This window comes from Prauserella rugosa (assembly GCF_000719975.1).
GTDB classification, from domain to species: Bacteria; Actinomycetota; Actinomycetes; order Mycobacteriales; family Pseudonocardiaceae; genus Prauserella; species Prauserella rugosa.
Genome location: NZ_JOIJ01000018.1, coordinates 1 through 18,345, shown reverse-complemented (window position 1 = coordinate 18,345; position 18,345 = coordinate 1). Strand labels below are relative to the sequence as shown.

General features: G+C 69.4%; 19 protein-coding genes and 1 pseudogene. 13 read left to right on the top strand and 7 right to left on the bottom strand.

What is annotated here, in order from left to right:
- The first annotated feature begins 25 nt into the window (after positions 1–25).
- Entirely contained in the window at positions 26–973 is a 948-nt protein-coding gene (locus IF64_RS0120515; RefSeq protein ID WP_030533779.1) for a LysR family transcriptional regulator, read from the top strand.
- On the opposite strand, the gene IF64_RS0120510 is transcribed toward IF64_RS0120515, so the two are convergent.
- On the bottom strand, positions 915–1,580 hold the full coding sequence (locus tag IF64_RS0120510; protein WP_030533778.1) for an HNH endonuclease family protein: 666 nt from the start codon (positions 1,578–1,580) through the stop codon (positions 915–917). The two genes, IF64_RS0120515 and IF64_RS0120510, sit on opposite strands and share 59 nt — an antisense overlap.
- Positions 1,581–1,789: 209 nt before the next feature.
- On the opposite strand from IF64_RS0120510, the gene IF64_RS0120505 reads away from it, so the two are divergent.
- Positions 1,790–2,209 (top strand): PPOX class F420-dependent oxidoreductase, encoded by a 420-nt coding sequence (locus IF64_RS0120505; protein ID WP_030533777.1) that lies wholly within the window; start codon positions 1,790–1,792, stop codon positions 2,207–2,209.
- Between the two features lie 29 nt (positions 2,210–2,238).
- On the opposite strand, the gene IF64_RS0120500 is transcribed toward IF64_RS0120505, so the two are convergent.
- The gene (locus tag IF64_RS0120500; protein WP_030533776.1) at positions 2,239–3,171 is read right to left on the bottom strand and encodes a LysR family transcriptional regulator; all 933 of its coding nucleotides are present in this window, start codon (positions 3,169–3,171) and stop codon (positions 2,239–2,241) included.
- A gap of 86 nt (positions 3,172–3,257) precedes the next feature.
- On the opposite strand from IF64_RS0120500, the gene IF64_RS0120495 reads away from it, so the two are divergent.
- From IF64_RS0120495 to IF64_RS0120485, 3 genes are read left to right on the top strand one after another with little or no spacing between them, the layout of a single operon-like run.
- Complete coding sequence (locus IF64_RS0120495) at positions 3,258–3,971, top strand: succinate dehydrogenase cytochrome b subunit (protein ID WP_036877343.1); 714 nt, start codon at positions 3,258–3,260, stop codon at positions 3,969–3,971.
- 1 nt (position 3,972) lies between these two features.
- Positions 3,973–5,898: a fumarate reductase/succinate dehydrogenase flavoprotein subunit gene (locus tag IF64_RS0120490; RefSeq protein ID WP_030533774.1), complete on the top strand. Its 1,926-nt coding sequence runs from the start codon at positions 3,973–3,975 to the stop codon at positions 5,896–5,898.
- Positions 5,895–6,641, top strand: a complete 747-nt coding sequence (locus tag IF64_RS0120485; protein ID WP_030533773.1) for a succinate dehydrogenase/fumarate reductase iron-sulfur subunit — start codon at positions 5,895–5,897, stop codon at positions 6,639–6,641. Before IF64_RS0120490 ends, IF64_RS0120485 begins: the two co-directional genes overlap by 4 nt.
- 99 nt (positions 6,642–6,740) lie before the next feature.
- On the opposite strand, the gene IF64_RS0120480 is transcribed toward IF64_RS0120485, so the two are convergent.
- A complete protein-coding gene (locus IF64_RS0120480; protein WP_345968977.1) occupies positions 6,741–7,430 on the bottom strand; it encodes a TetR/AcrR family transcriptional regulator in 690 nt (229 codons plus the stop codon).
- Positions 7,431–7,991: 561 nt separating this feature from the next.
- Between IF64_RS0120480 and IF64_RS27275 the strand changes: the two genes are divergently transcribed.
- The 4 genes from IF64_RS27275 to IF64_RS0120460 all read left to right on the top strand — a co-directional run bounded on the left by IF64_RS27275 (position 7,992) and on the right by IF64_RS0120460 (position 11,215).
- A complete protein-coding gene (locus IF64_RS27275; RefSeq protein WP_145600589.1) occupies positions 7,992–8,255 on the top strand; it encodes a hypothetical protein in 264 nt (87 codons plus the stop codon).
- Between the two features lie 2 nt (positions 8,256–8,257).
- Positions 8,258–9,241, top strand: coding sequence for an MSCRAMM family protein (locus IF64_RS0120470; RefSeq protein ID WP_246134928.1), 984 nt, complete (start codon positions 8,258–8,260; stop codon positions 9,239–9,241).
- Between the two features lie 151 nt (positions 9,242–9,392).
- Positions 9,393–9,692: a YhdT family protein gene (locus IF64_RS0120465; RefSeq protein ID WP_051758031.1), complete on the top strand. Its 300-nt coding sequence runs from the start codon at positions 9,393–9,395 to the stop codon at positions 9,690–9,692.
- Positions 9,680–11,215 (top strand): sodium:solute symporter family protein, encoded by a 1,536-nt coding sequence (locus IF64_RS0120460; RefSeq protein ID WP_030533768.1) that lies wholly within the window; start codon positions 9,680–9,682, stop codon positions 11,213–11,215. Before IF64_RS0120465 ends, IF64_RS0120460 begins: the two co-directional genes overlap by 13 nt.
- A 66-nt stretch (positions 11,216–11,281) precedes the next feature.
- Here IF64_RS0120460 and IF64_RS28265 read toward each other — a convergent pair.
- A pseudogene (locus IF64_RS28265) lies at positions 11,282–11,818 on the bottom strand (DUF5753 domain-containing protein); the annotation flags it as partial.
- Between the two features lie 267 nt (positions 11,819–12,085).
- Between IF64_RS28265 and IF64_RS0120450 the strand changes: the two are divergent.
- On the top strand, positions 12,086–12,763 hold the full coding sequence (locus IF64_RS0120450) for a GntR family transcriptional regulator (RefSeq protein ID WP_030533766.1): 678 nt from the start codon (positions 12,086–12,088) through the stop codon (positions 12,761–12,763).
- On the opposite strand, the gene IF64_RS0120445 is transcribed toward IF64_RS0120450, so the two are convergent.
- On the bottom strand, positions 12,760–13,785 hold the full coding sequence (locus IF64_RS0120445; RefSeq protein WP_030533765.1) for a LacI family DNA-binding transcriptional regulator: 1,026 nt from the start codon (positions 13,783–13,785) through the stop codon (positions 12,760–12,762). The two genes, IF64_RS0120450 and IF64_RS0120445, sit on opposite strands and share 4 nt — an antisense overlap.
- Positions 13,786–13,980: 195 nt before the next feature.
- Here IF64_RS0120445 and IF64_RS0120440 point away from each other — a divergent pair, with 195 nt between their 5' ends.
- Together IF64_RS0120440 and IF64_RS0120435 are read left to right on the top strand one after the other, a co-directional pair.
- Positions 13,981–15,423, top strand: a complete 1,443-nt coding sequence (locus IF64_RS0120440; protein WP_030533764.1) for an Nramp family divalent metal transporter — start codon at positions 13,981–13,983, stop codon at positions 15,421–15,423.
- On the top strand, positions 15,420–15,752 hold the full coding sequence (locus IF64_RS0120435) for a hypothetical protein (RefSeq protein ID WP_030533763.1): 333 nt from the start codon (positions 15,420–15,422) through the stop codon (positions 15,750–15,752). The genes IF64_RS0120440 and IF64_RS0120435 overlap by 4 nt, the downstream gene beginning before the upstream one ends.
- An 87-nt stretch (positions 15,753–15,839) precedes the next feature.
- Here IF64_RS0120435 and IF64_RS0120430 read toward each other — a convergent pair whose 3' ends face one another.
- Positions 15,840–16,157, bottom strand: coding sequence for a putative quinol monooxygenase (locus IF64_RS0120430; protein WP_030533762.1), 318 nt, complete (start codon positions 16,155–16,157; stop codon positions 15,840–15,842).
- 20 nt (positions 16,158–16,177) lie between these two features.
- Positions 16,178–17,200 carry a LacI family DNA-binding transcriptional regulator gene (locus tag IF64_RS0120425; RefSeq protein ID WP_030533761.1) on the bottom strand — a complete coding sequence of 341 codons (1,023 nt, stop codon included), beginning with the start codon at positions 17,198–17,200 and terminating at the stop codon, positions 16,178–16,180.
- Between the two features lie 132 nt (positions 17,201–17,332).
- Between IF64_RS0120425 and IF64_RS0120420 the strand changes: the two genes are divergently transcribed.
- Positions 17,333–18,345: Gfo/Idh/MocA family oxidoreductase (locus tag IF64_RS0120420; protein ID WP_030533760.1), on the top strand; the 1,013-nt coding region annotated here is incomplete at its 3' end.

Here is an 18,345-nt window from a genome sequence, read left to right as displayed (position 1 = left end):
GAACCAGTGCAAGGCGGGTGGGAACGTGCCGGCTCCCGGCGACGACCTCGAGTTCTTCACCACCCTCGTTGCGGCCGGGACGATGACCGAGGCCGCGCGGCACTGGGGCGTGTCGGTCTCGGCGATCAGCAGGCGACTGCGCGCCCTCGAGGAGCGGCTCGGTGTCCAGTTGGCGACGCGCGGTTCACGCACCCTGGTGTTGACGCCGGAAGGGGAGCGGTACCGCGCACGCGGCGCCGAGATCCTGCAGCAGGTCCGCGATCTCGAGACCGCGATCGGCGGCGACCCCGGCCACCTGTCCGGACCGGTGCGCGTGGTGTCGACCGCGGGGCTGGGCCGCTGCCACATCGCGCCGCTGTTGCGGGAGTTCCGCGCCGTGCATCCGCTCGTGGACTGCTCGCTCGAACTGACGAGTCTGCCGCTGTCGGCGGTGCGGCCCAGCTACGACGTCGGGGTGCACGTCGGCCCCGTGCCCGATTCGGCCCGTGCGATGCGGCGCCTGCTGCGCAACCGGCGGGTCGTCGTGGCCTCTCCCGCCTACCTCGAGCGGCGCGGCGCCCCGCAGGACCTGCGCGAGCTGCGCGACCACGACTGTCTGGTGCTGCGCGAACACGAGGGCGAGTTCTCCTGGCGGTTCGTCGTCGACGGCAGGGAACTCGCTGTCCCGGTGCGCGGCGGGCTGACGTGCAACGACGGGATCGCCCTCACCGACTGGTGCTTGGCGGGTGCGGGACTGGCGATGCGCTCGCTCTGGCACGTTCGCCGGTACCTGGACGAGGGCAGCCTCGTGCAGGTGCTGCCGCAGATCCCGACGCCGCCTGCCGACGTCGTCGCGTTGTTCGACGCCGACGCCCGCGTTCCGCCGCGCGTCCAGGCGCTCGTGGACTTCCTCGGCGACCGGTTGCCCGCCCGCGTCAGCGGCAGTGGCTCAGGACCCCGCGGATCGCCTCGGCCTCGGCCTGGTCGACGGTGAGCTCGTACCGCTGCTTGATCTGCACCCACTTGGTGACGTAGCCGCAGCGGTCCTCGTCGGGCAGCCACGTCGCCGGGTCCTGGTCGCCCTTCGACCGGTTCGACGAGGCCGTCACGGCCACGAGCACGTCGGGGTCGTTGGCGTAGGCCTCGCGCTGCTCTTCGGTCCAGTCGCGGGCACCGGAACGGGCGACCTCGGCGAGCGGCACCCAGTGGTCGATGTCCAAATCGGACGCGTCGGTGACCACCTCGCCGTCGTAGATGCTCGTCCACTCCCCGGTGACCTCGCAGCCGTCGCCGACCCGGACGTGGCGTCCCTGATCGCGCAGCGCGGCGTCGCGGGCGTCGCATCCGTCGCCGACGGAACTCCAGTGCGGCCAGTCGTCGCGGTCGTAGTGTGCGCCGGTGTCCTCCGGAGCGATCGTCAACGCGGACAGGTCCGCCTCGCCCAGCTCGCTCGACCCTGCGCTGCCCGCCGAATCGTCCGGGTCGAGCACGTCGAGCAGGAAGTACCCGCCCACCGCCAGCACGGCGACGAGGGTGGAGACGAGGGCCTTGCTGCGGGGCCTGGTGCGGGGCCTGGTGGGCGTGAGAGTGCGGGTGCTCATCGGGGACCTTTCGAACCGGACACGGTCGGCGCGGCATGCGCCGTGATGATCTTCCGGGACGGCGCAGCCGCCCTGCCGCCGGGCCGCGGACGTGCGCGCCACGTCACGACACCACCGGCCTCGGCGGGCCGAACCGCGCGGGCTGAGGCATGCTCGGGAACGGAAACCGAACCCGACGCGGGCCAAGGCCCGAGTATCGAGGAGCTGTCGTGTCCACCCCGCCGTTGCCTTCCGACGCCGTCGAGCTGTTGCGCCGTCCCAATCCCGCCGTCATGGCCACGTTGCGCTCCGACGGCACGCCCGTGTCCGCGGCCACGTGGTACCTGTGGGACGACGGCCGCGTCCTGATCAACCTCGACGAGGGGCGTGCCCGCCTGAAGCACCTGCGCCGGGACCCGCGCGTCACCCTGACGGTGCTCGACGAGAACTGGTACACGCACGTGACGCTCATCGGGCGCGTCACCGAGATCCGCGAGGACGAGGGACTGGTCGACATCGACCGACTGTCCACTCACTACACCGGCAATCCGTACCCGGACCGCGTGCGCACGCGCTACAGCGCGTGGATCGAGATCGACCGCTGGCACGGCTGGGGCGCCCACCGCGACAGCGACCAGGCTTCGGTCTGACCGGAGTGCCGGTGGGGAAGCGGCGCGCCTCACGCCCGCTTTCCCACCGGCACCGTGATCAGCGGACGCACCCGGGAGGCCTCGTCCAGGAAACCCGTGACCGCGTCGCGCAACGCGCGTACGGCGCGCGAGGGTTCGACGTCGCGCCGGGACGCCAGGCGCACGGTGCGGGTCAACCCGGGTGCGGTGAACCGGGTGATGCGGAAACCGTCGTCGACCACGGTGCTCGGCACCACGGCCACCCCCACCCCGGCTCGCACGAGTTCCAGCACCGCGTCCATCTCGCCGCCCTCCACCGCGAACGTCGGCTCGACGCCCGCCGACCGGCACGCCGCCACGGTGGTGTCGCGCAGGTCGTAGCCGCGGCGGAACATGACGAGTGGGCAGCCTGCCAGCTCCGCGACGCTCATGCGCGGCCCCGGCACGGGTGGGGGCGCGTCCTTGGCGGAGATCAGCACCAGCTCCTCGACGAACAGGGCTCGCGCGGCGATCCGCGGTTCGGGCCGCCGCTCACGCGAGTCGATGATCATCGCGAGGTCCAGGGTGCCCTCGGACAGCGCCGTCTGCAGGTCGCGCGAACCGCTCTCGTGCAGGAACAGCTCGATGCCCGGATAGCTGCGCCGGAAGGCCGCGAGCGTCTCGGGCAGGACGCCGGTGCACAGACTCGGGGTTGCGCCGAGCCGCACCCGCCCGCGGCCGAGGTCGTCCAGCTCGCGCACGGCACGGTAGGCGTTCTCGGTCTCGCCCACGATGCGCCGCGCGATCGGCAACAGTGCCTCACCCGCCTCGGTGAGCGTCACGTTGCCGCGCACCCGGTGCAGTAGTTGTGCGCCCACGTCACGTTCCAGCGCCCGCACCTGTTGCGACAGCGACGGCTGCGCCACCCGCATCTGCTCGGCGGCCTTCGTGAACTGGCGCGTTTCCACCACGGCGAGGAAGTACGCGAGCTGCTGAAGCTGCATCGCCCGAGCTTATATAGGCGATTCCTATGCTGGCGAGAGCAACAATGTCTTTGCCCTCTGCTCAGCAGGGTCCTAGCGTCGCTGACGTGGTAGCTGAGCGGACAGCGCGGGCGGTCTCACCCGTCTCACCGGTTGTGGCCTTCTGGCGCACGACGATCGGCAAGAAGACGGTCATGGCCGTGTCGGGACTGCTCTTCGTGCTGTTCCTGATCGCGCACATGGTGGGGAACCTGAAGATCTTCGCCGGCGCGGCCGAGTTCGACGCCTACGGCGCCTGGCTGCGCACGATCGGCGAACCGGTGCTCTCGCACGGCTGGTACCTGTGGATCCAGCGGGTGGGCCTGCTGGTGGCGCTCGTCGCCCACGTCACGGCGGCCGCGCAGCTGTCGGCCCGCGACCTGCGGGCGCGGCCGGTGAAGTACGCCCACGGCCAGCGCGTCCGGGCCACCTACGCCACGCGCACCATGCGCTGGGGCGGGGTGATCCTCGCGTTGTTCGTCGTGTGGCATGTCCTCGACCTGACCGTCGGTGTCGTCAATCCCGACTTCCGGCACGGCCAGCCGCACCACAACGTGGTCGTCGACTTCCAGGTCTGGTGGATCAACCTGATCTACATCGTGGCGATGGTGATGCTCGGCCTGCACATCAACCACGGCTTCGCGAGCGCCGCACAGACGCTCGGCGTGACCCGGCCGGCGCGCCGACGCGCCATCAGGGCGGTGGGGACGACGCTCGCGGTCGTGCTCACCGCCGGCTATCTGGTCGTTCCCCTCGGCGTGATGACAGGGATGGTGAGCTGACATGCGCTACGAGCTCGGCGACGACATCGCCGACACGAAGGCGCCCGGCGGTCCGATCGAACAGCGCTGGGACCGGCGCCGATTCGAGGCCCGACTGGTCAACCCGGCGAACCGGCGCAGGCACACGGTGATCGTGGTCGGCACCGGGCTGGCGGGTGCCTCGGCAGGCGCCACGCTCGCCGAGCAGGGCTACCGTGTCGTGCAGTTCTGCGTGCAGGACTCGCCGCGCCGCGCGCACTCGGTGGCTGCGCAGGGCGGGATCAACGCGGCCAAGAACTACCGCAACGACGGCGATTCGGTGTACCGGCTGTTCTACGACACGGTGAAGGGCGGCGACTTCCGCGCCCGTGAGTCCAATGTGTACCGGTTGGCGCAGATCTCCGAGCAGATCATCGACCAGGCCGTGGCGCAGGGCGTGCCGTTCGCGCGCGAGTACGGCGGACTGCTCGACACGCGTTCGTTCGGCGGGGTGCAGGTGCAGCGCACGTTCTACGCACGTGGGCAGACGGGGCAGCAGTTGCTGATGGGCGCGTACCAGGCACTGTCGCGCCAGATCGACGCGGGCGCGGTCGAGATGCACCCGCGCACCGAGATGCTCGACCTCGTCGTGGTCGACGGCAGGGCGCGCGGAATCGTGGCCCGCGACCTCGTGACGGGCCGCATCACGACCCACCTCGCCGACGTCGTCGTGCTCGCCACGGGCGGTTACGGCAACCTCTTCTACCTGTCCACCAACGCCAAGGGCTCCAACGCGACGGCCGTGTGGCGGGCGCACAAGCGCGGTGCCTACCTGGCGAACCCGTGCTACACGCAGATCCACCCGACGTGCATCCCGCGTTCGGGCGAGCACCAGTCGAAGCTGACGCTCATGAGCGAGTCGCTGCGCAACGACGGGCGCATCTGGGTGCCGGCGCGCAAGGGCGACGACCGCGCGCCCGCCGACATCCCCGAAGCCGAGCGCGACTACTACCTGGAACGCCTGTATCCATCCTTCGGCAACCTCGTGCCGCGCGACATCGCCTCGCGTGCGGCCAAGAACCGGTGCGACGAGGGCTACGGCGTCGGACCCGGTGGACTCGGCGTGTACCTCGACTTCGCCGACGCCATCGCGCGGCTCGGCAGGCCCGCCGTCGAGGCGCGCTACGGCAACCTGTTCGACATGTACGAGCGGATCACCGCGGAGGATCCGTACCGCGTGCCGATGCGCATCTACCCGGCGATCCACTACACGATGGGCGGGCTGTGGGTCGACTACGACCTGCAGAGCACCGTTCCCGGCCTGTTCGTCATCGGGGAGGCCAACTTCTCCGACCACGGCGCCAACCGGCTCGGCGCCTCGGCGCTGATGCAGGGCCTGGCCGACGGGTACTTCGTCCTGCCGCCCGCGCTCGGTGACTACCTCGCGGGCGCCGACCTCGACGACGTGGCACCCGGCCACCCGGCGGTCGTCGCCGGCGAGGCGGAGGTCACCGAGCGCCTTGACCGGCTTCTGTCCACCCGGGGCAGTCGCACGGTCGACTCGTTCCACCGCGAGCTCGGCATGCTCATGTGGGACCACTGCGGGATGTCCCGCAACGCCGAGGGGCTGGGCAAGGCGCTCGAGCGGGTGCCGGAACTGCGTGCCGAGTTCTGGCGCGAGGTGATCGTTCCCGGCAGCGGTGAGCAGCTCAACCAGGAGCTGGAGAAGGCAGCCAGGGTCGCCGACTTCCTCGAACTCGCCGAGCTGCTCCTGCTCGACGCGCTCGAACGGGAGGAGTCCTGCGGCGGCCACTTCCGCGAGGAGCACCAGACGCCCGACGGCGAGGCCCGGCGCGACGACGCGGCCTTCAGTCACGTCTCGGCATGGGAATACGGCCAGACACCCGTGCTGCACAGGGAAAAGCTCGAGTTCGACTACGTCCACCCGACCCAGCGGAGTTACACGTGAAGCTCACCGTGCGCATCTGGCGACAGCCCGGCCCCGGCGCCGACGGCGCGATGGTCGACTACCCGGTCGAGGACCTCAGCCCCGACATGTCGTTTTTGGAGCTGCTGGACGTGCTCAACCAGCAGCTCATCCTCCGCGGCGAGGAACCGGTGGCGTTCGATCACGACTGCCGCGAGGGCATCTGCGGTTCCTGCGGCGTGGTGATCAACGGCAGGGCCCACGGTCCCGAGCCGACGACCGCCTGCCAACTGCACCTGCGCGCGTTCGCCGACGGCGACGTCATCGACGTCGAGCCGTGGCGCGCGTCCGCGTTCCCGGTCGTCAGGGACCTGGTGGTGGACCGCTCTGCGCTGGACCGCATCGTCGCCGCCGGCGGATACGTCACCGCGCCCACGGGAAGCGCGCCCGAGGCCCACGCCACGCCCGTACCCAAGGCCGACGCCGACCTGGCGTTCGACAACGCGACGTGCATCGGATGCGGCGCCTGCGTCGCGGCCTGCCCGAACGGCTCGGCGATGCTGTTCACGGCCGCGAAGGTGACGCACCTGAACGTCCTGCCGCAGGGCGAGCCCGAGCGTGAATCGCGCGTGCTGGACATGGTGGACGCGATGGACGCCGAGGGCTTCGGCGGCTGTACGAACACCGGCGAATGCACCGTGGCGTGCCCGAAGGGCATCCCCATGGACAGCATCGCCGGCCTCAACCGTGAGTTCCTGCGCGCCGCCCGCCACCGTTCCCGTTGAGCCGCCACGGCGGACGTCTGCGGGACCGTGTCGGCCATGGCCAGGGCGGAGAGCGTCGACGAGTACCTCGACGGTTTCGACGGGGTGCTCTGGATGTGATCACCCGTGTGGTTCCGCGGCCCTGCTCACCGGGGCCTGCCAGATGCCCGCGATCGCGTCGATCAGTCCCTCCGCGGCCTCCCGCCACGTCTCCCGCGGCGTGGCGACTCCGTGCGCGATGGCCCGCTCGCGATCGGCGGCCATGTGCATCAGCAGGTGCTTGGTGATGTCGGCCCGCTCGGCGCGCACGGGTGCGGGCAGGTGCGCGACGCAGCGCTGCAGCCCCTCGATCGCCGTGTGCAGTCCGGCGTCGGTGCTCGTGGCGTGGAAGAGGATGGCCTGCAACGTCGGATCGGTCACCAGCTGGGCCTTGAACCGGGCGTGCCACGTCGGCCTGCCGAGTTCGGTCAGGTGGTCGGTGATGGGCAGCACCAGGCATGCCACCCAGTCCCGGAGGTCCGGCGACTCGCCGACCTGCGCGACGTAGGCCGCGCGTTTGCGTTCCAGCGTCAGCTGGTGGCGTTCCACGAGCGCCGCGATGAGGTCGTGTTTCGTGCCGAAGTGGTAGTGCACGGCCGCGTTGTTGCCCTGTCCCGCGGCTTCGCTGATCTGCCTGTTCGACACGTTGTAGATGCCCTGTTCGGCGAACAGGCGCTCGGCGGTGGACAGGATCGCCTCGCGGGTCGACTGCGCCCGGTCGTCCCGCGTGCTGTCGCTGGGCGGCATCGCGCCGTCCGAGGTGGTCACCACGCACCCTCCCCGTCGCGGCGTCCCCCTGCGAACACCGCATCCTCCCTGGCCCTGCCACGATTGACCATCACGACAGGTAACGTTGACGCACCCCACCGAGTGACGGCGTCTCGGTGCTGGAGGAGACCTTCGACTGTCCGTCGATTGCACACGTCGGCGGTCTCTGTCCCGTACCGACGCCCCGACCGACCTTCGTCGCCTCGTCTCCCGGCGGGCTCACGTCATCGAAACCCCAGGTTACCGGGGTTCTATCGGGGGTGTGCTCGGTAATGAACCCCGCACGACGGGTGATGTCACCGCATGGTCAAGCAGTTGCTTTACAGTCGCTGTGGGTGGTACACACCTGTACTCGTTCTCACTCATACGGAGGAATCTGTGAGGCTGTGGAAGCGACGGGCCGCGACCGAGACCGACCACGCGGCGGGTTCGCCGGCCTCCGCTCCTTCCGAGGCGTTCACGTCGCAGGCGGTTCCCCCGTCGCAGGTCCCATCGCCGGGCCAGTCTCCGTCGTGGTCCTCGCCCTCGGCCGAGTTCCCGTCTTCGGCGGCCGGGTCGCGTTCCGTGCGCGGCCGCATTCAACGCGGTGGTGCGCTCGCGCAGACGCTGCCCGCCGTCACCACGGTCACGGCGTATCGGCGGGACGGCTACGTCGTGGCCAACACCGTGAGCCATGACGGGGCCTACCTGCTCGAAGGGCTTCCGGCCGAGCCGCTCACGCTCGTCGCCGTCGAACACCCCGCCGTCTACGAAGAGGTCGTCGTGCGTGCGGGCGACCAGCGGCACGACATCTCGCTTCCCGCGTTCCCCAGGAAGGACCTGCCGTGACGATGCGCAACGAGTTCCCCGCGTGGCCCCAGGAGGAGCCGCCCGCGTCGAACGGCACCGGACTTCCCGTGAACGGCCTGGCCCGCAACGGCACGGGTGGGGGAGTGGGCGAGAGCCACTCGGACGCCTACGCCGACCTGGAGGTCACCGCCAACGACGTGCTGTCGGGCGTGGTGCACGGCGGGCACCGCCCGCTGGCGGAGGTCACCGTGACGGTCACCGACCGCACCGGGTCCCAGTGCGCGCGGGCCACGACGGACGCCAACGGGGTCTTCCGCGTGCCGGGGCTCGAGCCGGGCAGCTACGTGCTGGTGTTCGCGCGTGCCGGCTACCGGCCGCAGGCCACCGTCGTGCCGCCGGGCGCCGTTCCGTCTCGTTTGGACATCACCCTCGAACCGACCGCGGGCGTGCGCGGCACCGTGCGCGATCGCATCGCAGGCAGGCCGATCCCCGGCGCGACGGTCACGGCCATCGGCGAGAACGGCGAGGTCATCGGCAGCTCGGTGTCCGACGAGGACGGTGCCTATCTGCTCGGTGGGGTGCACGCGGCGCAGATCACGCTGGTCGCCGCGGCGCCGCTGGCCGACCCCATCGCCACGGTGGTCGCGCTCGACGGGCCCGCCACCGACGTGGACCTCGAACTGGAGCTGCGCGGGGCGCTCACCGGCGTCCTCACCTCCGGTGGCTGGCCGTTGTCCGGCGTGCGGCTGTTGCTGCGCAACGGTGACGGCGCCGTCGTGAGTTCGACGGTGAGCGACGACGCCGGCCGCTACCGGTTCGGTTCCGTCGTGCCGGGTGCGTACACGGTGACCACCGCTCCGCCGGAGCCTGCCGTGGTCACCGTCGGTCCCCATTCCACCCTCGCCGATCTCCCCGTGGGCGTCGGCCAGGGTGCGGTCGACAGTGATCCGGTTGCGCCCGGGACCGCCGCACGGGACGGCAGGCAGGGCCCGAACCCGCCGTTGCCGCTGCCTCGGCGAGGCTGACAACCACCAGAGTTGTATACAGCATTCGAATGAGTCGCGCCCGCTACTCGTTCGGCACCTTGTGTGGGCGAGATGGCGCCGCTAGGTTGCATACAACCTGACTCCGGGTCGGGTTCAACGTGCGATCACCGGCTCACCGAGGAGCGGCTGCATGGGTCACCGCCGACCGTCCCCGCGACCCCTGTCCGAACCGATCCGTCGCCCGTGGCTCTGGGTGACGTTCGTGCTCCTGATCCTGGCCATGGCGCCGTGGTACCTGCCGGAGGGTGAGACCGCACCGCTCGTGTTCGGCCTGCCGTACTGGTTCGTCATCTCCATCGGCGCGACCCTGATCTTCGCCGCAGTGACGAGTTGGACGTGCGTGCGCCGCTGGAACCTCGCCGAGCCCGAGGAGGAGGGCCAGGTCGCCACTGGTTCCGAATCCGGCGAGGAGACCTCGTGGACAACCTGATCTTCGGCGGCACCAGCGGCGTCCTCGTCCTTGCCTTCTACGCCGTGCTGATGCTGGTCATCGGCTACTTCGCAGGACGTCGCCAGCCGAGCGCGCGCAACACGGCGAAGGGCTACTACATCGCGGGCGGCGGCCTCGGTTTCGTCGCGCTGTTCTTCACGCTCTATGCCACCCAGTACAGCGGCAACTCGGTCATCGGCTACGCCCCGACCGCCTACCGGACCGGGTTTCCGTGGTGGCAGTCCGTCGGATTCATGACGGCGGTGATCGTCGGCTACCTGCTGTTCGCGCCTCGCCTGTACGTCATCGCCAAGCGCGAAGGGTTCATCACGCCCACCGACTGGGTTCGGCACCGGTTCGGATCGACTCCGGTGTCGGTGGTGGTCGTGATCCTCATGCTGTGGGGCTTGGCGAACTACCTGCTCGAACAGCTCGTCGCCATGGGGCACGCCATCTCCGGCCTCACGGGCAACACCGTGCCGTACCAACTGGGTGTCATCGCCTTCGTCCTCGTGATGCTGATCTACTCCTGGATGGGCGGCATGCGCGCGGTCGCCCTCACCGACATCATGCAGGGCATCGCGTTGCTGATCGGCATCACCGTGCTCCTCATCGGAGCGTTGTACCTGGCAGGCGGGAACCTCGGTGAGATCGTCGGGAACGTGCTCGCCGACGAGCCGGAGAAGGTCGCCGTGCCGCCCGCCGAGGTGTCGGTCAACTGGATCGCCATGATGCTGCTCATCGGATTCGGCTCGTCGGTCTACCCGCACGCGATCCAGCGCATCTACGCCGCACGCAGCGAACGCACCCTCAAACGTTCCTTCGCGATCATGGCGTGGATGCCGTTCGTGACCACCGGTGTCGTGTTTCTCGTCGGCATCATCGGCACCCAGCTGTATCCCGGACTGTCCGAATCGGAATCCGAGCAACTCGTCGGCCGCATCGCCAACAGCGTCGCGGGCCTGGGGCCGGTGTTCTACGCCGTGATGGTGCTGATGTTCGGCGGCATCGTTGCGGCCATCGTCTCGACCGCCGACTCGGCACTGCTCGCGTTCTCGTCGATCTTCTCCCGCGACCTCTACGGCCGCTTCCTCCAGAAGGAACCGTCCGAGAATCGGCAGTTGCTCGTCGGAAAAGCCGCGGGCGTCGTCGTCATCGGGCTCCTCCTGCTCATCGCCTGGAACCCGCCGGGCACGCTGTACGCGATCTTCGTCCTGAAGTTCGAACTGCTCGTCCAGATCGCACCGGCTTTCGTGCTCGGTATCTACTGGCGACGCCTCGCCTCCGGACCGCTTTTCTGGGGCATGCTCACCGGCGCCGTCTTCGCCGGCACCTGCACCGTCGTCGACCTCGACCAGCCCTTCGGCATCCCCTTCGGCCTCATCGGCCTCGCCGTCAACGTCGTCATCTGCGTCCTCGGGTCCTTGCTCCTCGGTGGTCGTTCGGTTGGGTCCGCTGGTTCTTCTGGTTCCGATGGGGAGCTTGGGGAAGGGGAGTCTGGGCGGGTTTCGTTTTCTGGGTGAGTTTTCGGGTTGGTTTTCCCGGTTAAGTACCTGGAAGCTGCCGGCCTGAGCCAGGTGCGCTCCTGCGTTCAGCGGGAGTATTTGCAGGTCAACGCGGGGACGCTCGCTCATTTTCAGGAGATGGTCGAGCTGTTGGGCCATGACGTTGGCGTCTCCGCGCTGGCGGTACAGCACGGACTCATCGATGACGACCCACAGCCGAGCAGAATCACCGTTACGTTCGAGGATCTTCTGTCGACCTGCACGAAGCTCAACGCGCTGTTGCACCTGCTCGTCCGAGAGCTCCGGGTCCGCTCTGATGACGGCTTCGGCGTACGCCGGGGTTTGCAGCAGGCCGGGCACGACGTAGGTGTCGAAGACGACCACATCGGCCGCACCCGCCTCGAGCCCCAGGAACAAGTCGAACCACGGTGGGACAGCGGCCTTCAGGTGTTCCCACCAGTTGCGTCCCTTGCGAGCAGCTTCAACGAGCCGCACGAAGTCGGGCAACCGCTCGGGAACGCCATAGAAGCTGAGCATTACTTCCAAGACGGGCTTGTTCGGCAGTCGCTCCGCGGTCTCTAGATGGCCCACCTGCGCCCGCGAAAGCCCGAGCCGCTGCATTACTTCCGCGCGTTCTTTGCCCGCCTCCTTACGGAGTCTGACGAGTTCAAGGGCGATCCAGCGCTTCAGTGCAGCGGGGCTTGGAGTCGCAACCACGTCGTTCTCCCTTGCGTGTAGACGATGCCGCCTCCCGGCGTACAGCGCTCCGGTTGGCACCGGAGACACAACATCACCCGAATGGCCGCAAGAAAACCCTTGGAACGCGGCAGGGTCCGGAGGATCGCGCCTCGGGCAAGATGGACTGCCACGCCGGCGAAACGAGGAGCGATGACCACCGACGCAGCGGACGAGCGCACCGCGACCAGCAAGTCCCAGCTGGCCTACGAGTGGCTCCGCGACCGGATCGTCTCGCACCGGTTCACACCCGGCTACCGGTTGGTGCTCAGCCAGCTCGCCGCCGAGCTCGGCGTCAGCACCGTCCCGGTCCGCGAGGCCATCCGCCGGCTGGAGGCCGAGGGGCTGGTCACCTACGAGAAGAACGTCGGCGCGCAGGTCGCTCTGGTCGACGAGGGCGAGTACGTGACCACGATGCAGACCCTCGCGGTGGTCGAGGGCGCCGCCACGGGGTTCTCCGCTCCCCTGCTCACCGCCGAGGACCTGGCCAAGGCGCGCGCGATCAACGACCGCATGCGCGAAACCCTGGAGCACTTCGACCCGCGCCGCTTCACCGAGCTCAACGAGGAGTTCCACTCGGTGCTGTTCCTGCGCTGCCCCAACGAGCACATGACCGACCTGGTCCGCCGGGGCTGGAGCCGCCTGCGCATGCTGCGCGACTCCACCTTCAGCTTCGTCCCCGGCCGCGCAGTGCAGTCAGTCGCCGAGCACGACCACCTGATCCACCTCATCGAAACCGGCGCAGCCCCCATCGACGTCGAGCTGGCGGCCAGAAACCACCGCACAGCAACCCTCGACGCCTTCCTCACCGCCCAGCACCCGTCCCGCTAATCGCGCACTGGCGCGATGCTGGGGCGGATCACCAGCTCGCTCGGGAGTCGCTTCTCCCTGCGGCGCAGGCGTTCCGGGGAGTTCAATCGCGTGTTGAGCATGTCGACCGCGTGCCGCGCCAGGTCGTCGAGCGGATGACGAACCACGGTCAGCGGCGGCGAGGTCAGCGCCGTCCACTCGGCATCGTGGAAGACGACGACCGAAAGATCGTGGGGCACCGAAATCCCTGCGGACCGCAGGTGCGTGACGACGCTGGCCGACACGGCGGTGTTGCCGACGATCAAGGCCGTCGGTGGTTGCGGCAGCGCGAGGATCCCGGACAGCGCGGTCTCCGCTTCGACGGGGCGGAAGGCGAGTTCGACGACCAGACCGGGGTCTTCAGCGATCCCGTGCTCCTGCAACGCCCTCCGGTGGCCCGCGATGCGCTCGCGACCGGTCGAGGTCGCACTCGGTCCGTTGACCAGCGCGATCCGCCGGTGACCTCGTTCGATGAGCGCCGTGGTCGCCGAGTGCGAGGCGTGCTCGTTGTCCATGCCGACCACGTCGATGCCCGGGATGCGGTCGATGAAGCGGTCCACGAAGGTGAGCTCGACGCCGGTCTCGCGCATGTGCCGCCACGCCGCGGCGTTCTCGGTGCCGGGTGCCGCGATCACGCCGCCCACGCGCTTCTGCAGCAGCAGCTCGATGCTCTTGAGCTCCATCGCCGGATCTTCCTGCGTGGTGGTCAGCAGGACACCCAGGCCGGCGTCCGCCGCGTGCCGCACGATGTGGTCCGCGAGCTGTGAGAAGAACGGGTTGGCCACGTCGGCGAGAACCAGGCCGATCGTGTTGGTCGTGCGGGTGCGCAGTTCGCGCGCGGCGCTGTGCGGGCGGTAGCCGAGCTCCGCGATGGAGGCCAGCACCCGCTCCCGGGTCCGCTCGGACACCGAGCCGTTGGCGTTGACCACCCGCGACACCACGCCGGGCGAGACGCCCGCGTGCTCGGCCACGTCCTTGACCGTGGGTTCGCGACCTCGCGCCATGGTCCCCTCTCTCGTCAGGCAGGCCCGCTCGCGCGGCCCATGGGTTGACAGCGGAGCGACCGGATGACACAAAGTACAACGTTACACCTGAAGTATAACGTTATACATGACTGACGAAGGAGTCAGCATGATCGGCATCGGAGTCACCCGAACCCCCGCGACGGCACCCGAGTTCGGGGCAACGGAGGTGCGGAGATGAGCACGCAGGACGCCGGCTTTCCCGCGGAGCAGGCGCGATTGCCGGAAGTACCGCCGGAACTGGCCGCACGACGCCTCAGCCTCGGCACGATCGTCAAGTTCTTCGGCCCCGGCGCCATCATCGCCTCGCTGACCGTCGGCAGCGGCGAAACCGTTCTCGCTTCGCGGATGGGCGCGGTGTTCGGGTTCGCGGTGCTGTGGGTGGTCGTCGTGGGTGCCGTGGCCAAGGCGGCGGTGATCTACTCCTCCAACCGCTACATCGTGCTCACCGGGGAACACCCGATGCGCGGCATCGCGCGGGTGATCCCAGGACCGCGCGGATGGTTCCCGATGCTCATCGGCGCGCTCGCGGTCCTGTCGTTCCCGTTCGTGGCAAGCGCACTGGCCTCGGGAATCGGCGGTTACCTCAACCGGGTCGCGGGCGGCCCGGCGATCGCCTGGGGTCTGGTCCTGCTCGTGCTGGCGGCGGCGATCGCCTGGTTCGGGTGGTACGCGCTGCTGGAACGCGCCCAGATCGCGATCGTCGCGCTCAAGGTCACGCTGGTCGTCGTGGCGGTGTTCGCGGCCAACCCGCAGTGGCTCGACGTGCTGGCGGGCTTCGTCCCGCAGCCCTTCGCCTACGAGCCCTTCGTGCACGTCGAATACCCGGACATCGCCGCGGAGTCGGCATGGGTGGAGGCCGTGGTGTTCATGGGGGGCCTGGGCGGCGGAATGTACGACTACATCGGCTACGCGGGCCTGATGCGCGAGAAGCGCTGGGGCGCGCTCGGATTGCCCGGTCGCGGAGACGACGTTCCGGTCGTGGAGCCGCTGGCGCTGCAAGATACCGACCAGGAGCGACGCCGAGCGCGTGGGTGGGCTCGCGCACCCCTGGGCGACGTCGTGCTCAGCTTCGCCACGATGGCGCTGACCGCGGTCGCGTTCATCATCACCGGCAAGGAGATCCTCGGTGCCGCGCACAACGTGCCCAGCGGCAACGACGTCCTGACCTACCAGGGCGACGTGCTGGGCGTGATCCACCCGCTGTTCCAGTACTTCTACATCGTCGCGATCATCATGGTCTTCCTCGGCACGATGTACGCGATCTGGGAGGTCTACACCCGCACCACGCACGAGTCGCTGTCCGCGGTGTCGAAGCGCGTGCACGCCGGCGGCGTGGGCCGGACGCGGCGCTGGGTCTACGGCTACGTGCTGCTCGGCGGTATCGCCCTCGTCCTCACCGGCGGCGACCTGGTGAAGCTGATCAGCCCGGCCAACATCGTCGGCGGGACGGTGGCGGTGGGCGCCTACGGCTTCGGCCTGCTCGCCCTGGAGAAGCGGGTGCTCCCGGCCGGCTTCCGGATCGGCCGCGCAGGCAGGGCGCTCATCTGGGCGTCGTCGTTCGTCCTGCTGGGAGCAGGACTCATCGCGCTGGCGCAGTACGTGGGACTCGTCCGATGAGGACGATCACGTCGGGGTACGCGATCGGAGCGGGCTGCTTCCTGCTGCTCGCCGGCTTCCGGCTGACCGAAGGCCGGTGGGTGTGGGCGGTGGTGTTCGCCCTCGCCGCGGCCTGCCAGGTCTACTTGGGACGGCGCGCTGGCCCGGCCACCCCCGCACGCGAGACGCCCGCGCCCGCCGAACGCGAACTTCGCACCTGGCGGACGCTGGCCGTCTCCTCGTGCGCCCTGACGGCCGGACTCCTGTTCCTGCAGCCGGTCCTCAGCCCGATCGCCGCAGGTGCCGGGGTGTACTGCCTGTGGAGGCTCGGGCGCCGCCGTCCCGCATGAGCCCGCGAGAACGCGATCTCAGTGGAGTTCGGGGTTCCGATTTCGATGGACATCGGAACCCCGTATTCAGCGGGGAGCGCGTCCGGGTCAGAGTTGCCCCTTGGTCTCGTGTCCGCACGGCAGAGCGGACATCGCCACCACCTCCGGGGGCGACTGGAGCAGTTCGGCCACCTCGGCGTTGAGGCGGGCGACGGCGTCGGCGCGCTGGTGAGCGGCCAGGAATTCGCGGGATTCCCACTTCTCGATGAGCACCAGGGTGTCCCCACCCGCCTCGTGGAGAGCGTAGAGCAGACAACCGGCCTCCTCGTGCACGTCCGGGATCACCGATTTCAGGACCGCTTCCAGCGCTTCGCGCTTGCCCGGAACGGGGTGGAAAACCGCGGTGACGACGACTTCGTGCGACATTGCGCTCCTCTCGGTGGTGCCTACCCCGTTCGGGGTTCGGCGGTGCTCGAACGTTCCAGGAACTCCGCCGCCACGCGCACCCGGCGCGGGCTCGGCGGCAGCTTCTGCCGCATCCGCGCGTGCACCAGATCCACCGAGTGCAGCGCGAGCATGTCGATGGGCTGGCGGACAGCGGTCAGCGGCGGCTGGATCAGGTCGGTCCAGGGGTTGTCGTCGAAGACCACGAGCGACAGGTCGTCCGGGATGGACACCCGCCCCTGGGCGAGCATCCGCAGCACGACCCGCACCTGAGCGGTGTTGGCGACCACCACCGCCGTCGGCGGTTCGTCCAACGCGAGCATCTGGGCCATCACGTCGGCGCCGCTCTCGCCCCGGAACGGCACCGGCCGCACCAACCGGTCGTCTCGGGCGACCCCGCGTTCGGCCAGGGCCCGCTCGTAACCGCGAACGCGCTCGATCCCGGTGGTCGTGTCCAGCGGCCCGGGGACGAGCCCGATGCGCCGATGACCGCGGTCGAGCAGGTGCCCGGTCGCGGTGGCCGCCGATTCGACGTTCTCGATGCTGACGACGTCGACCTGGTCGAGCCCTTCGATGGCCCGGTCGACGAAGACCACGGGCATCTCCAGTTTCGCGAGCTTCTCCCAGTGCTCGACGTTGTGGCCGGTCGGCGTGCCGATCACGCCACCGACCGAGCGGTCCAGCAACGTGCGCAGGGCCTGCTCCTCCAGGTGCGGGTCCTCCTGCGTGGTCATCAGCACGACTTGCAGCTCGCGGGAACGGGCTTCGGCGACGACGCGGTCGGCCAGGCGGGCGAAGAAGGGGTTCGCGAGGTCGGCGAGCAGCAGACCGATGGTGTCAGGCCGTTCCTGGCTCAGCTGCCGGGCGGCGGCCTTCGGCCGGTAGCCGAGTTCCTCGATCGCCTCCAGCACCTGGGCGCGCTTGGCCGGGGCCACCGGACCGGTGTCGTTGAGGACGCGCGACACCACGGACACCGACACGCCCGCGCGTGCCGCGACGTCTCGAATGGTGGCCGCCTTCTTCATCACGTCTCCTCTCCGAACTGCGTCGGACCCTAATCCACGGCCACCAGGAACGATCAGGGCGTTGACGCCCGTGAAACCGCAGTGGTACAAAACTGGAACCGTTACCACATGTTACCAGCTGGGGAGTTTCCGGTGAATTTGCACGATTTGCTGCTGGCCCGCGAGAACGACGGCAACCCGATTCGCGTGGGCGTCATCGGCGCCGGCCGGTACGGCACGATGTTCCTCGCCCAGGTCCGGAACACCCCCGGCATCCGGGTCGCGGCCATCGCCGACATCAACCTGGACCGGGCGCGGCAGGCCCTGAAGCTGGTCGACTGGCCGCAGGACGCGGCCACGGACGACGTGGACGAGGCGGTCTCCTCCGACCGCACGGCCGTGGTCGCCGACGCTGCCGCGCTCTTCCGCGAGGACATCGACGTGATCGTGGAAGCCACCGGCAATCCGATCGCGGGCGCCTCACATGCCCTGCGCGCCTTCGACTCCCGTCAGCACGTGATCATGGTGACGGTCGAGGGCGACGCGCTGGCCGGCCCGGCTCTGGCCAAGCGGGCGGCCGAACGCGGCCTGGTGTACTCGATGGCCTACGGCGACCAGCCCGCGCTGATCATGGAGCTGGTGGACTGGGCCCGCACCTCGGGCTTCGACGTGGTGTGCGCGGGCAAGGGAGCCAAGTACCTCCCCCACTACCACGAGATGAACCCCGACAACGTCTGGGAGCACTGGGAGTTCTCCCGGGAGCTCACGGATTCCGGCCAGCTCAACCCCTACATGCACACCGCGTTCCGGGACGGCACGAAGGCAGCCATCGAAATGGCGGCCGTCGCCAACGCAGCCGGACTGACTCCCTCGGACGAAGGGCTGACCTTCACGCCCGGTGATCTCGAGGAGATCGCCACCGTCTGCCGCCCGAAGGATGCCGGCGGGGTGCTCGCGCACGAGGGTTCGGTGGACGTGATGTCGAGCGTGACCCGCGAGGGTGCGTGGATTCCGCACAACACCCAGGAAGGCGTGTTCGTCGTGGTCAAAGCCACCAACGACTACGTCTCCGGCTGCTTCGCCGAATACCCGTGGCACCCGGACCCGTCCAAGCGCTACGCCGCGCTCTACCGCCCCTACCACTACGTCGGCCTCGAACTGGGGAT

What these genes read in the sequence shown, in the direction of transcription:
- IF64_RS0120440 (WP_030533764.1), top strand. Translation starts at nt 13,981, where the DNA reads ATGAGCACGCAGGACGCCGGCTTTCCCGCGGAGCAGGCGCGATTGCCG.
- IF64_RS0120435 (WP_030533763.1), top strand. Translation starts at nt 15,420, where the DNA reads ATGAGGACGATCACGTCGGGGTACGCGATCGGAGCGGGCTGCTTCCTG.
- IF64_RS0120450 (WP_030533766.1), top strand. Translation starts at nt 12,086, where the DNA reads ATGACCACCGACGCAGCGGACGAGCGCACCGCGACCAGCAAGTCCCAG.
- IF64_RS0120465 (WP_051758031.1), top strand. Translation starts at nt 9,393, where the DNA reads ATGGGTCACCGCCGACCGTCCCCGCGACCCCTGTCCGAACCGATCCGT.
- IF64_RS0120425 (WP_030533761.1), bottom strand. Translation starts at nt 17,200, where the DNA reads ATGAAGAAGGCGGCCACCATTCGAGACGTCGCGGCACGCGCGGGCGTG.
- IF64_RS0120510 (WP_030533778.1), bottom strand. Translation starts at nt 1,580, where the DNA reads ATGAGCACCCGCACTCTCACGCCCACCAGGCCCCGCACCAGGCCCCGC.
- IF64_RS0120470 (WP_246134928.1), top strand. Translation starts at nt 8,258, where the DNA reads ATGCGCAACGAGTTCCCCGCGTGGCCCCAGGAGGAGCCGCCCGCGTCG.
- IF64_RS0120500 (WP_030533776.1), bottom strand. Translation starts at nt 3,171, where the DNA reads ATGCAGCTTCAGCAGCTCGCGTACTTCCTCGCCGTGGTGGAAACGCGC.
- IF64_RS0120430 (WP_030533762.1), bottom strand. Translation starts at nt 16,157, where the DNA reads ATGTCGCACGAAGTCGTCGTCACCGCGGTTTTCCACCCCGTTCCGGGC.
- IF64_RS0120490 (WP_030533774.1), top strand. Translation starts at nt 3,973, where the DNA reads ATGCGCTACGAGCTCGGCGACGACATCGCCGACACGAAGGCGCCCGGC.
- IF64_RS0120445 (WP_030533765.1), bottom strand. Translation starts at nt 13,785, where the DNA reads ATGGCGCGAGGTCGCGAACCCACGGTCAAGGACGTGGCCGAGCACGCG.